Origin of the sequence: Marinobacter sp., from assembly GCF_041687235.1 — a bacterium.
Lineage (GTDB): Bacteria > Pseudomonadota > Gammaproteobacteria > Pseudomonadales > Oleiphilaceae > Marinobacter.
Genome location: NZ_JAWLCH010000001.1, coordinates 763,978 through 777,451, shown reverse-complemented (window position 1 = coordinate 777,451; position 13,474 = coordinate 763,978). Strand labels below are relative to the sequence as shown.

12 protein-coding genes are annotated in these 13,474 nt (G+C 59.9%); 7 read left to right on the top strand and 5 right to left on the bottom strand.

The features are described from left to right. Positions 1–8: 8 nt before the first annotated feature. Together ACESMK_RS03425 and ACESMK_RS03420 are read left to right on the top strand one after the other, a co-directional pair. Positions 9–1,127, top strand: coding sequence for a uroporphyrinogen-III C-methyltransferase (locus ACESMK_RS03425; RefSeq protein ID WP_372995261.1), 1,119 nt, complete (start codon positions 9–11; stop codon positions 1,125–1,127). Next, positions 1,124–2,365 (top strand): heme biosynthesis HemY N-terminal domain-containing protein, encoded by a 1,242-nt coding sequence (locus ACESMK_RS03420; RefSeq protein WP_372995259.1) that lies wholly within the window; start codon positions 1,124–1,126, stop codon positions 2,363–2,365. The genes ACESMK_RS03425 and ACESMK_RS03420 overlap by 4 nt, the downstream gene beginning before the upstream one ends. A 48-nt stretch (positions 2,366–2,413) precedes the next feature. Here ACESMK_RS03420 and ACESMK_RS03415 read toward each other — a convergent pair whose 3' ends face one another. The 3 genes from ACESMK_RS03415 to rho form a co-directional block, all read right to left on the bottom strand. Continuing rightward, entirely contained in the window at positions 2,414–3,418 is a 1,005-nt protein-coding gene (locus ACESMK_RS03415; protein WP_372995257.1) for a 2Fe-2S iron-sulfur cluster-binding protein, read from the bottom strand. A gap of 1 nt (position 3,419) precedes the next feature. After that, positions 3,420–4,907, bottom strand: coding sequence for a 4-hydroxy-3-polyprenylbenzoate decarboxylase (gene ubiD, locus ACESMK_RS03410; protein WP_372995255.1), 1,488 nt, complete (start codon positions 4,905–4,907; stop codon positions 3,420–3,422). A 225-nt stretch (positions 4,908–5,132) separates the two neighbouring features. Beyond that, positions 5,133–6,395, bottom strand: a complete 1,263-nt coding sequence (gene rho, locus ACESMK_RS03405; RefSeq protein WP_008169890.1) for a transcription termination factor Rho — start codon at positions 6,393–6,395, stop codon at positions 5,133–5,135. 363 nt (positions 6,396–6,758) lie between these two features. On the opposite strand from rho, the gene moaB reads away from it, so the two are divergent. The 4 genes from moaB to ACESMK_RS03385 are packed head-to-tail and all read left to right on the top strand — an operon-like array spanning position 6,759 to position 9,291. Further along, positions 6,759–7,331, top strand: a complete 573-nt coding sequence (gene moaB, locus ACESMK_RS03400; RefSeq protein WP_372995253.1) for a molybdenum cofactor biosynthesis protein B — start codon at positions 6,759–6,761, stop codon at positions 7,329–7,331. A 34-nt stretch (positions 7,332–7,365) separates the two neighbouring features. Continuing rightward, positions 7,366–8,580, top strand: coding sequence for a gephyrin-like molybdotransferase Glp (glp, locus tag ACESMK_RS03395; protein ID WP_372995251.1), 1,215 nt, complete (start codon positions 7,366–7,368; stop codon positions 8,578–8,580). Between the two features lie 2 nt (positions 8,581–8,582). After that, a complete protein-coding gene (locus ACESMK_RS03390) occupies positions 8,583–8,843 on the top strand; it encodes a MoaD/ThiS family protein (protein ID WP_372995249.1) in 261 nt (86 codons plus the stop codon). Between the two features lies 1 nt (position 8,844). Then, positions 8,845–9,291: a molybdenum cofactor biosynthesis protein MoaE gene (locus tag ACESMK_RS03385; protein ID WP_372995247.1), complete on the top strand. Its 447-nt coding sequence runs from the start codon at positions 8,845–8,847 to the stop codon at positions 9,289–9,291. Positions 9,292–9,354: 63 nt separating this feature from the next. Here ACESMK_RS03385 and trxA read toward each other — a convergent pair whose 3' ends face one another. After that, the gene (gene trxA / locus ACESMK_RS03380; protein ID WP_008169901.1) at positions 9,355–9,681 is read right to left on the bottom strand and encodes a thioredoxin TrxA; all 327 of its coding nucleotides are present in this window, start codon (positions 9,679–9,681) and stop codon (positions 9,355–9,357) included. Positions 9,682–9,983: 302 nt separating this feature from the next. On the opposite strand from trxA, the gene ppx reads away from it, so the two are divergent. Continuing rightward, positions 9,984–11,510, top strand: coding sequence for an exopolyphosphatase (gene ppx, locus ACESMK_RS03375; protein WP_372995245.1), 1,527 nt, complete (start codon positions 9,984–9,986; stop codon positions 11,508–11,510). A 6-nt stretch (positions 11,511–11,516) separates the two neighbouring features. On the opposite strand, the gene ACESMK_RS03370 is transcribed toward ppx, so the two are convergent. Then, entirely contained in the window at positions 11,517–13,460 is a 1,944-nt protein-coding gene (locus tag ACESMK_RS03370; protein WP_372995243.1) for an ATP-binding cassette domain-containing protein, read from the bottom strand. Positions 13,461–13,474 lie beyond the last annotated feature (14 nt).

Here is a 13,474-nt window from a genome sequence, read left to right as displayed (position 1 = left end):
GGACGCCCGTGACAGACACAACGAATCAACTGCCCGCACCCGTTTCCAAGGAACCACCGGCACGCCAGAAACTCTGGCCGGTATGGCTGGTCGCCATTGTTGCCCTGATAGTCGCTGTCGCTCTCGCACTGTGGAGCTGGCAACAGTGGAACAACCATCAGGCGGTTATGCAGACACTCCAGAGTCTGCAACAGGACACTGCCCAACTCGAAGACCGCTATGGCGACCGTGGCAGCCAGCAGAGCCAACGCCTCCAATCCCTGGAAGAGAAACTGGCGAGCCAGCGAGAGCTGATTGCCACCCAGCAGCGCCAGATCGACCACAATGCCCGTGAACTGCTGGAAGCCGGAAACCGGACCCGCACAGACTGGCTCCTGGCCGAGGCGGAGTATCTACTGCGCATCGCCAATCAGCGCCTGATGATCGAGAAAGACATTCGCGGCGCCATGTCGGCCCTGGAAGCGGCTGATGAAGTGCTCGCCGAATCCGACGACATCGGCGTCTACCCGGTTCGCCAGCAACTGGCCCGGGAAATCCTGGCGCTCAAAGGGCTCACAGATGTGGACCGGACCGGTCTCTACCTGAAGCTGGAAGCCGCCATCGACAGCATTCACCAGCTCACCGACCAGGCCCTGATCAACGAAAACGCGCCGGGCTTTATTGCCAGCTCCGGCGCGGAAGAAGAACCCGGCGGCGAGCCGGGAGCCCTGGCGCAGGCCTGGAACAAGGTAAAATCGACACTGATGCAGGTTGTGGTCGTGCGCCGTATGGACGAGCCAGTGAAGCCGCTTCTGTCCCCGGATCAGAGCGCCTATGCCAGGCTCAACCTGCAGCTGATGCTGGAAGAGGCAGAGATGGCGGTATTGCGTGGCAACCAGCCGCTGTATGAACGAGCGCTCACTAAAGCCCGAACCACCATTGATGACTGGTACGACGCCAGCAATGCCCGAGTCACCGCACTGACTGAAACCCTGTCCGAACTGGCGCAGAAAAATGTGGATCCGGAACTTCCGGATATCAGCCAGTCGCTGGATTTGCTCAAGGAACGCCTGGCCGGCCGCCTCAATGCCAACAACGGCAGTCGTGAGGATAACGCCGGTGACGATAGTGGAGGCGACGATTCATGATTCGCCTGTTACTGATCATCCTGCTAGCGCTGCTGATTGGCACCGGCCTGTCCCTCGGGTTGCAATACGACCTGGGCTATATCCGCATCAGCCTGGGCAACTATCTGATAGAAACCAACTTCTGGGTAGGACTGGGCCTGATCGCGGCCCTGATCGTGCTGACAGTGCTGACCCTCAACGTTTTCCGCAGGCTCAGGACAAGCACCGGGCTGGTGGCCAGCTGGATTGCGCGCGGCAACGAACGCCGGGCGCGTCGCCGGACCACCCAGGGCCTCCTGGCGCTGGCCGAGGGCAATTGGCCCAGAGCCCGGAAACTGCTCACATCTTCCGCCAGCCATGCCGATACACCTCTGATCAATTACCTGGCCGCTGCCCAGGCGTCGTTCGAGTCAGGCGATCATGAAGCCGTGGACGAACTGCTGCGCAAGGCCTTCGACAGCACGCCCGGCTCCGATATGGCCGTCGGTATCACTCAGGCCCAGCTGCAACTGGCCGGCAACCGCCTTGAGCAGGCCCTCGCCACGCTGGTTCGCCTGCGCAAGCAGTCGCCCCATCACCCGTTTGTGCTGAAGCTCCTGAAAAACACCTACTTGCGCCTGGAAGACTGGCGCGAGCTGTCCAGGCTACTCCCCGAACTGCGTAAGCGCAGCGTTCTGCCCGAAACGGAACTGAATGAGCTGGAGCGGCAAGTGTGGCATAACCTGCTGGAGCGGGCCGCCGAAGATTGCCGACGTCGGCAGAAACAGGACCCCGAAGCGTCGCTGGAACCGCTTACCCGGCTATGGGACGAGCTTCCGGGGTTCCTGCGCCGCGACGAGTACACCATCCGAGACTATGCCCGCCTGCTGGCCAGCCTGGGGGACGAAGTTCAGACCGAAACGCTGTTGCGGAAGGTATTGCGCAATCACTGGAGTGATGAACTGATCAATCTTTATGGACGGGTGAAGGGGCAGAAGCCGGATGAGCAGTTGTTGCTGGCCGAACAATGGCTGAAAGACCGTCCGAACAACCCCGAGCTCCTGCTGGCCCTGGGTCGGCTGAGCCTGCGCAACGAACTGTGGGGCAAAGCCCGGGAATATTTCGAAACCAGTCTCCGGCTGAAGCGTAGCCGCGAGGCACTGGCAGAACTAAGCCGCCTGAATGCCCACATGGGCGAGGAAGAGGCCAGCGTCAAACTGCTGATGCAGGGGCTGGCCAAGGATAATGGATTGCCGGAACTTCCGATGCCGCGGGCCTGAGTCCGCGGTAAATATGGGGTCAGATGAACAGTTCATCTGACCCCTTGTTCACGCCCTTGGGGCGTACTCCAGCACGTCAGAGAAAAACGCGTCTTCAGGCAGACCCGCATCCACCAGGGCATCCATCAAGGTATACACCATGGTCGGCGATCCACTGGCGTGCACCTCTACATTATTCCAGTCCATTCCGGAAGCCAGGACAGCGCGAACGAGCTGATCGTGGTGGCCCGCCCAGTCGTTGTCCTCATCATCCCCTACCACCGGCAGAAACGTGAGAGGTGGCCATTCCTCCTGCCACTGCTGCGCCAGGGCGCGAAGGTACATATCCTCGTGCCGCCGCACCCCCCAGTAGAGTTTCACCGGCTGCTTGTAGGACGTTTCCCGGAGGTAATCCACAAGGCTTTTCATCTGGGCAAAGCCGGTGCCTGCGGCCACTAGCAACAGCGGTTTCGTTGGCGCTGATGCCAGACACGCCTTGCCGTGGGGCAGCTCCACGGTCACTTCACCGCCCGACGTCAGAGCATCAATGACCTTCTGGGCTGATACCCACTCCGGGGTCGCCTGAATGTGCAGCTCGATGGTCTCGGCCGATGGGCTGCTGGCGATGGAAAAGTAACAGGGGTCTGCATCAGGAAGATTGACCGACAGGTACTGCCCGGCGTGAAACGACAGTTCCCGACGCCGCGGAAGCTGAAGCTCAACGCGATAGACATCGTGACTGATGGAACGTACGTCCACGACCTTTGCCTGAAACTTGCCAGGCTGATTGTTTCCAGCTGCCATAACGGCGGATATCTCCAGTTCCAGGTCCGTGAGCGCGATGCTTCGACACATCATCAAGCGCTCGCCGACCTCTATAGTCTGTTGGTTTCGGGTATTAAGGGCGCTTCCGGCCAATAGTCGGGCCTCGCAAATTTCACACACCCCATTGCGACAGGCCGCGGGCACATCAATGCCTGCCTGCGCGGCAGCGCCGAGCAAATCTGCGCCCGCTTCAGCAGTGAAGGCGATACCAGAAGGCAAAAGGCGCACCGCCCTGTGTTCACTGCCCATATCAGTCGGGGCGCGATGCCGGACTTTCAATGCCCAGGGTATCCCACAACTCATCGACGCGCTTTTTAACCTCGTCTGTCATGGCAATGGGCTCACCCCATTCGCGAGTGGTCTCGCCCGGCCACTTGTTGGTGGCGTCCATCCCCATCTTGGAGCCCAGGCCGGAGACCGGGGAGGCGAAATCCAGATAATCGATGGGCGTATTCTCCACCAGCGTTGTATCCCGGACAGGATCCATCCGGGTGGTGATCGCCCAGATCACATCTTCCCAGTTCCGGGCATTCACGTCGTCATCGGTGACAATCACAAACTTGGTGTACATGAACTGCCGCAGGAATGACCATACCCCCATCATCACCCGTTTGGCATGGCCGGGATACTGCTTCTTCATGGTCACCACCGCAAGGCGGTAGGAGCAGCCCTCCGGCGGCAGGTAGAAATCCACAATCTCCGGAAACTGCTTCTGCAGAATCGGGATAAACACCTCGTTCAGCGCCACCCCGAGTATCGCCGGCTCATCGGGTGGACGACCGGTGTAGGTGCTGTGATAGATCGGATCCCTGCGATGGGTGATCCGTTCTACGGTGAACACCGGAAAGTGGTCCACTTCGTTGTAATAACCGGTGTGATCACCAAACGGCCCTTCCGGCGCCATATCGTCCGGGTAGATAAAGCCTTCCAGCACAATCTCGGCACTGGCCGGCACCTGCAGATCACTCAGCCCTGCCTTCACCAGCTCGGTCCGGCTGCCACGGAGCAGCCCGGCAAACGCATATTCAGACAAGGTGTCGGGCACCGGCGTTACCGCTCCGAGAATGGTCGCCGGATCGGCGCCCAGGGCCACGGCAACCGGATAGGGCTGGCCCGGATTGGCCTTCTGGAACTCCTGAAAATCCAGGGCACCACCGCGGTGACTCAGCCAGCGCATGATCAGCCGGTTGCGGCCGATGACCTGCTGCCGGTAGATACCCAGGTTCTGTCGTTCTTTGTGGGGCCCGCGGGTAATCACCAGCGGCCAGGTCACCAGGGGCCCGGCATCGCCGGGCCAGCAGTGCTGCACCGGAATCTGGTACAGGTCCACCTGATCCTTCTCGATCACCACATCCTGGCAGGGCGCAGAGCGAAGTACCTTGGGGCTCATGCGCATTACCTGCCGGAACAGCGGCAGTTTCTCGATGGCGTCCCGGAAGCCTTTGGGGGGATCCGGTTCCTTGAGAAACGCCAGCAGCTTACCGATGTCCCGAAGCGCAGTGACGCTATCCTGTCCCATACCCAGCGCCACCCGTTTCGGTGTTCCGAACAGGTTGGCCAGAACTGGCATGTCATAGCCCCTGGGATTTTCAAACAACAACGCAGGACCACCTGCCCGCAGGGTGCGGTCGCAGATTTCGGTCATTTCCAGGTGAGGGTCGACTTCTACGCTGATACGTTTCAGCTCACCCAGCTTTTCCAGCTGGTCAATGAAGTCTCGCAGGTCGTTGTATTTCATCGGTTACTCCGTTCAGATATGCCAGTACTACGGAGATCGGTGGTCGCTGGACTGCTTTTTCTCGGAGTTAGAACAAGGCGGGGACCTGCGTTCCCAGACACGCCGTAAACCCATCCCTGGGGGCTTGGTCTTGCCATCCATGGCAAGACACAGTCTGGGAACGCAGGTCCCCACCTCGTTCTTCAGATCACCAGTTCTTCTCGAAGCGCTCGTCTCAGTGAAAAATCAACGGCGCTTCATGGACTGGAAGAACTCATCGTTGGTTTTGGTGTCCTTGAGCTTGTCCAGCAGGAACTCGATGGCGGCGGTGTCGTCGTCCATGGAATGCAGGAGCTTGCGCAGGATCCAGACCCGCTGGATATCCGCCTCACTCATCAGCAGATCTTCACGGCGAGTGCCGGAGCTGCGGATGTTGATGGCCGGATAGGTCCGCTTCTCGGCAATCTTGCGATCCAGATGGATCTCCATGTTGCCGGTACCCTTGAATTCCTCGTAAATCACCTCGTCCATCTTGGAACCTGTGTTCACCAGGGCCGTCGCCAGGATGGTCAGGCTGCCGCCCTCCTCCACGTTACGGGCGGCACCGAAGAAACGCTTCGGCTTTTCCAGGGCGTGGGCATCAACACCACCGGTCAGGACCTTGCCTGAAGACGGGATAACCGTGTTGTAGGCACGAGCCAGACGGGTAATGGAATCCAGCAGGATAACCACGTCTTTCTTGTGCTCGACCAGGCGCTTGGCTTTTTCAATCACCATCTCGGCCACCTGAACGTGACGGGCTGGCGGCTCGTCGAAGGTGGAGGCGATGACTTCGCCGCGCACGGTGCGCTGCATCTCGGTCACTTCCTCAGGCCGTTCGTCAATCAGCAGCACCATGACATGGCACTCGGGATTGTTACGGGTGATGGACTGGGCAATGCTCTGCATCAGCAGGGTTTTACCGGCTTTGGGCGGAGACACGATCAGGCCGCGCTGGCCCTTGCCGATGGGCGCCACCAGATCCAGCACTCGGGAGGAGAGATCCTCGGTGCTGCCGTTACCGGCTTCGAGCATCAGACGCTCGTCCGGGAACAGGGGCGTGAGGTTCTCGAAGAGAATCTTGTTTCGGGCGTTGTCCGGCTTGTCGAAATTGATCTCGCTGACCTTCAACAAGGCAAAGTAACGCTCGCCGTCTTTGGGCGGGCGAATCTTGCCGGCAACGGTATCACCCGTGCGCAGGTTAAAACGACGGATCTGGCTGGGTGAGACGTAGATATCGTCAGGTCCGGCCAGGTAGGAGGCATCGGCGGAACGGAGGAAGCCGAAGCCATCCTGCAGAATTTCCAGTACGCCGTCGCCGTAGATGTCTTCGCCGCTTTTTGCGTGCTTCTTCAGGATGGTAAAGATCACATCCTGTTTGCGCGAACGAGCCAGGTTATCGAGGCCCATCTCTTGCGCAATATCGAGCAATTCGGGCACGGATTTCTGCTTGAGTTCAGTAAGATTCATAGTTTGTTGGATTTTCAGGAATGGAAGTAAACGAATATTGGAATGACAGGGGCGCCCCTGAACGTATTGATCAAATAAACGCTGAACTTGGTGCTGGCCAGTTGGAGCAACCGGTGTAGATGGAGTCCGGAATTAAGGTACTGAAGCCAGAGAGTGGGAACAACCGTTCGCCGGGCAAGAGCGATCATCGGCCACCTGACTGGCGAATGTCAAGTGCACTGCACAAATTAACAGCAATTTCACCTCTAACCGGCCACAACAGGCCTCTTGAGCCTCCCCCTGATGGGTTACTCCCTTCCATTGAAAGCCCGTGATGGCGATACTGGCGTATAACCATTTTTCAACGATTCTGGAGCGCCATCCATGAGCAGTGTACCCAGCACCGAACTGAAACCCCTGAACGTTGCCCTGCTAACCGTGTCCGATACACGGGGGCCTGAACAGGATACCTCCGGGCAGTTCCTGGAGGACAGCGTGGTCGAGGCCGGCCACAACCTGGTCGCCCGCCGGATCCTGCCGGACGACGTGTATCTGGTGCGGGCACTGTTGTCCAACTGGATTGCCGATTCACAGGTGCATGTCGTGATCATTACCGGTGGCACCGGCCTGCTTGAGCGGGACAGCACGCCGGAGGCAGTCAGGCCTTTGCTGGACAAAACTGTAGAAGGCTTTGGCGAGGAATTCCGTCGTCTGTCCGCCGCCGAGATCGGATCTTCGACTGTGCAGTCACGGGCGATGGCGGGAATGGCAAACCATACGGTGATCTTCTGCCTGCCCGGCTCAACCGGTGCCTGTCGCACCGGCTGGGAAGGGATACTCCTCAGCCAGCTGGACAGCCGTCATACACCGTGCAATTTCTCGGGCCTGGTCTTGCGCAAACCCGAGAAGCCCATGCAGCGGCTCAGCGAAGTGATTGGACAGCGCGCCCAGCGCTGAGGCGAGAAGACATCCTGATCGGAGTTCAGAATTGATGGCCAACCCAAACCTCACGCCCCTGGAAGATGCCCTGGACCACCTGTTGTCGGAAGCACCGGTGGTTACGCAGATTGAAACCGTCGCCCTGGCCGACTCCCTGGGCCGGGTACTTGCCGAAAACCATTATGTACCGGCCGATGTGCCGCCGGCCGATAACAGTGCGGTGGACGGATACGCCGTGCGCAACCAGGATCTTCAGGCCGATCAGCCCATACCCGTCTCGGCCCGGATTCCGGCCGGTGAAGCACCAAAACCCCTGGAGCCTGGCACTGCCGCGCGCATTTTTACCGGCTCGGAGATTCCCGAGGGCGCCGACTCGGTGGTCATGCAGGAGCGGGTGGAGGTAACAGACGCCGGCATTCTTATCCTGGCAGAGGTAGACGAGGGCCAGAATATTCGCCGCCGGGGCCAGGACCTGGCTCGGGGTGACCTGGCCTTGCCTAAAGGCACCCAGGTGCGCCCTAACGAGATGGGGCTGCTGGCGTCCATGGGCGTTGCCCGGGTTGCCGTTCTGGCGCGGCTGAAGGTCGCCATTCTCTCCACCGGAGATGAGCTGGTGGACCCCGGCACGCCCCTCGGGCCGGGACAGATCTACAACAGCAACCGCTTCACCCTGATGGGGCTACTGACCGAAGCCGGTTGCAACGTCGTGCTTTGCGAGACACTGAAGGACAAACGCGAGGCCACGCGGGAAACGCTGCTGCGTGCAGCGGAGTCTGCCGATCTGATCATCACCAGCGGGGGCGTATCCGTGGGTGAGGAAGACCACGTGCGCGCGGTTCTGGAAGAGTCCGGCAGCCTGTCGCTCTGGAAAATGGCGATCAAACCCGGCAAGCCCGTGGCTTTTGGCGCCATAGGCGGTACGCCGGTGCTGGGATTGCCTGGCAACCCCGGGTCTGTGCTGGTCACGTTTCTGGTGGTGGGCATGCCCTATATCCGGAAACGCCAGGGGCGGAATCCTAAAACGCTTTCCGGAGAGCGGATACCGGCAGATTTTTCCATTTCTTCAACATCGGTTCGCAGGGAATTCGTCAGGGCCCGAAAAGAAGCCCGGGGAGCAGAGCCGGTGGTTGCCGCGTTTCCCAATCAGAGTTCCGGCATCCTGAGCTCTACGTGCTGGGCAGACGGACTGGCCGTGGTACCCGAAAATACCACGGTAAGCCCCGGCGACCTGTTAACCTACTATTCGTTTGCGGAACTGTTGAGCTGATCATGAGTGATAACACAATTACCGTGCGCTTCTTTGCCCGCCTGCGCGAAGAGCTGAAAACCGAACAGCTGGCTGTCGAAGCCAGACCGGGGCTGACGGCGGGCGACGTGCTCGCGGAGCTGGCAAACCAGGGCGGCCCCTGGAGCCAGTTGCAGGGCGACCAGCCGGTGATGATCGCAATCAACCAGGCTATGGCAAAACCGGGTTCTGAGGTGAAGGCCGGTGATGAGCTGGCCTTCTTCCCGCCGGTAACGGGAGGTTGAGATGATCTCGATACAGCCTGATGATTTTGATGTTGCCGCCGAATACGCCGCCCTTCGCGACAGCGGTGCCGGCACGGGCGCTATTGCAACGTTTACCGGGTTGGTGCGCGACAGCGGCGACCTGAAGGATGTTTCAGGACTTTACCTGGAACACTACCCCGGAATGACCGAACAGGTGATCCAGGGCCTGATTGATGACGCATCAAAACGCTGGGATGTGCGAAAAGCCAGGGTGATTCACCGGGTGGGGAGGCTGGCGTTGTGCGACCAGATTGTGTTCGTGGGAGTGTGCAGCGCCCATCGCGGAGACGCATTTGCGGCCTGCGAGTTCATCATGGACGCCCTGAAGACTTCTGCGCCCTTCTGGAAGAAAGAGATCACCGCCGGCGGTGAACACTGGGTGGAACAGAAGGAATCGGATCTGGCGCGATCTCAAGGCTGGGATTGACGGATCATTAAAAAACCGCCCGTGAGCTTCGGCTCAGGGGCGGCTTCTGATGGCCGGATGCAATCAGAGGTTGCTGTCCAGGAAAGCCGCCAGCTGGGATTTGGAGAGCGCGCCGACCTTGGTGGCGTCCACGTTGCCGTTCTTGAACAGCATCAGGGTAGGAATACCACGGATGTTGAACTTCGGCGGGGTCTGCTCGTTTTCGTCAATGTTCAGCTTGCAGACTTTCAGTTTGCCATCGTATTCGTCGGCAATCTCTTCAAGCACCGGCGCAATCATTTTGCACGGACCGCACCACTCGGCCCAATAGTCCACCAACACGGGGACATCGGACTGCAGTACATCCTGCTCAAAAGAAGCGTCGGTTACATTTACGATATTTCCGCTCATTACCTTTTCCTGATTCATGCACTACTGCTACGCAACGGCATTTCCGCATGGGATTGGAATACCGGGCACAGGTGCTGTTGACTGTCGCTGAAGGCTGCCATGATTTCCGAACAGCCTTTCACCCAAATCACGGTACGTCATACTTTACGCGATTGATCAGCCGGATGTGAAGCGGTAGATCCACTACCAACGATCGATCCTCGCCTGATCCCGGTCAAATACCGGGTTTGCGGGTTACTGACAGGCCTGAGCGATTTCGCTTATAGTAGCCCGCACGTTCATATCAAAAGGATTCCGACCACGTGACGGCCGCATCCACCGCCGAAAACGCAGCTCCCTCACCGGAGGTGCTGGCAGCCATCGACATGGGCTCGAACAGCTTCCACATGGTGGTCGCCCGACTAGTGCATGGGGAAATCCGCACCCTCGAAAAGATGGGGGAAAAAGTTCAGCTCGGTGCCGGCCTGGACCAGTACAACCGGCTCACCGAGGAGGCCCAGGAGCGTGCCCTGGCGTGTCTGGGGCGGTTCGCGCAGCGGCTCAAGGGGATGCCCCCGGAGGCGGTGCAGATTGTCGGCACCAACGCGTTGCGGGTGGCCCGCAACGCTCATCAATTCATGACCCGGGCGGAAGACGTCCTCGGCTACCCGGTGGAAATCATTGCCGGTCGGGAGGAAGCCCGCCTGATCTATCTGGGCGTTTCCCACACCCTGTCTGACGATACCGGGCGCCGGCTGGTGATTGACATTGGCGGCGGCAGCACCGAATTCATCATCGGCCAGCGTTTCGAACCCCAGGAACTGGAAAGCCTGCACATGGGCTGCGTTTCCTTCCGGAACCGGTACTTCCCGGACGGCAAGATAACCAAACGGCAGATGGACAGGGCCGTGACCCATGCAGAGCAGGAACTGCTGAATATTCGCCAGCACTATCGCGCAGTGGGCTGGCAGAGTGCCGTGGGCTCATCCGGCTCAATCAAGGCCATCGCCAGCGTACTGGCGACCCTGAAAATCACCGACGGCACCATCACCCTCGCCGCGATGCAGGAGCTCCGCAAACGCCTGGTGGATATGGGCAAAACGGAGAAACTTGGAGATCTCGGCGTGCGCTCCGATCGCCAGAGCATCTTCCCGGCCGGTTTTGCCATCCTGATGGGGGCATTCCAGTCCTTGGGCATCCGGGATATGTCCTTCGCCGACGGCGCGCTGCGGGAAGGCCTGCTCTACGACATCGTCGGACGGATACAGCACGAGGATGTGCGGGAGCGGACGATCTCCGCCCTGCAGGAGCGCTACCACGTTGACCAGAACCACGGTGCCGCGGTCGAGGCGACAGCCGTTGCGGCCTGGCAGCAGGTCGCCGATGCCTGGGGGCTGAATACTGCGGCGGACGAGGAGGTCCTGCGCTGGGCCTGCCGGCTGCATGAGATCGGCCTGACAATTTCCCACAGTCAGTACCACAAACACGGCGCCTACCTGTTGCGCTACTCGGACCTGCCTGGTTTCAGCCAACAGTTCCAGCGGGATCTGGCGACGCTGGTTCGCGGCCACCGTCGCAAGTTTGCCGCCACCATCTTTGAGGGACTGGACCCGGAAGACATCCCGAGGCTCCGATACCTTTGCGTGCTGGTACGCCTGGCTGTTCTGATTCAACACCCGCGAAATATGGAGCCGCCCCCGGCATTTACCCTGACCGCCCAGAAGGACAAGCTGACGCTGGCATTTCCGGCCGGCTGGCTGGATGACAGACCGTTGACCCTGGCCGACCTTGAAAACGAGCGGGACTATCTCGCCAAACAGGATTTCGTGCTGGAGCTGAACGGCGGCTGATCGACATCAGCCCGCCAGTTCCGCCTCCATCGATTCGACTTCCTCACTGACCTCAAGCCACTGCGCCTCCACCTCTTCGAGGCGGGCCGTGGCTGTGGCCTGCTCACCAAGGAGTTCTTTCAGGCGGGCCTTGCCACTGTCCTCGTACAGGCCCGGATCGGATAGCTGCTCTTCCAGCGCCGACAGCTTCTGTTGAAGCTGTTCCATTTCCTTCTCCAGGGCGGTCTGCTTCTTGCGGTAGGGGCTGAGCTTCTGACGAAGGGCTGCCTCTGCCCGTTTGCGGGCCTTCCGGTCCTCGGCACTCTCGCCCACCGCTTCGGCGGCCCCCGCAGCAGACTGTTCCCCGGCCGGTGGCCGCCTGGGCGCTTCAGTTTCGTCTTTCCGGCGGTCCGCCAGCCAGCGTTCGTAGTCCTCCAGGTCACCCTGATACTCTGTCACCCGGCCGTCATTGACCAGCCAGAACTCATCCACCGTATTTCTCAACAGGTGCCGGTCGTGGGACACCACCACAATGGCGCCGTCAAAGTTCTGCAGGGCCATGGTCAGGGCCTGACGCATTTCCAGATCCAGATGGTTGGTGGGCTCGTCCAGCAGAAGCAGGTTCGGTTTCTGCCAGGCAATCACGGCCAGCGCAACCCGCGCTTTTTCGCCGCCTGAGAATGACCGGATGGGGCTCAGGGCTTCATCGCCGTGAAAATCGAAACCACCCAGGAAGTTCCGGATACTCTGTTCCGAGGCTTTCGGCGCCAGCCGCTGCAGGTGCAGGAATGGGCTGGCATCCAGGTCCAGCGACTCCAACTGATGCTGGGCAAAGTAACCAATGGCCAGGTGTTCGCCACAGGTTCGATCTCCGGACAACAGCGTACTCTCACCGCGAAGCGCGTCCATCAGGGTAGACTTGCCGGCACCATTGGGGCCCAGCAGACCAATCCGACTGCCGGGCAGCAGGGTCAGGTTAATACCGTCGAGAATGGTGATGTCGCCATGACCGGCCTTGCCATTGCGTATCGACAACAGCGGATTGGACACCTTTTCTGCCACCGGGAACTCAAAGCTGAAAGGCGAATCAATATGGGCCGGTGCAATACGCTCCATGCGCTCCAGCGCCTTGACCCGGCTCTGGGCCTGACGGGCTTTGGTGGCCTTGGCCTTGAAGCGGTCAATGAAGCGCTGGATTTCGGCAATTCTGGCCTGCTGGCGCTCAAAACCAGCCTGCTGCTGGGCCAGACGTTCACTGCGCTGGCCCTCAAAGGATGAGTAATTACCCGTATAAAGCTCCAGCTTGCGCCGTTCAAAATGCACCACGTGGGTGGCAACCCGATCCATGAAATCGCGATCGTGAGAAATAAACAGCAATGTCCCGGGGTAGCGGCGCAGCCAGTTTTCCAGCCACAGACAGGCATCCAGATCCAGGTGGTTGGTTGGCTCATCCAGAAGCAGCAGGTCGGATGGCCGCATCAGGGCCTGGGCCAGGTTCAGCCGGATTCGCCAGCCACCGGAAAACGCCGACACCGGCCGGTTGGCATCTTCATCAGAGAAGCCCAGCCCCCGCAACAACGCCTCGGCACGACGTGCCGCAGACCAGGCCTCGTGTACATCCAGCTCTCCGTGTATACGAGCAATGGCATGGTCATCTCCGGCAGCTTCTGCCTTCGCCAGCTCCCGCTCCAGACGACGCAGATCAAGATCGCCATCAAGCACAAAATCTCGGGCACTCCGCCCGGAGGCTTCGACTTCCTGCGCCATATGGGCGATGCGGCAACCACCGGGCAATGAGACGGCGCCCTGCTCTGGCGCCAACTGGCCCAGCAAGAGCTGGAACAGGCTGGATTTGCCTGCACCATTGGCACCAACGATGGCAACACGCTGGCCGGGCTGCACCGTCAGGTTGACGGATTCTAGCAACCAGACGCCGCCCCGTTGTAAACTGAGATCGGTTATCGTTAACATGTTTTCATTTTATC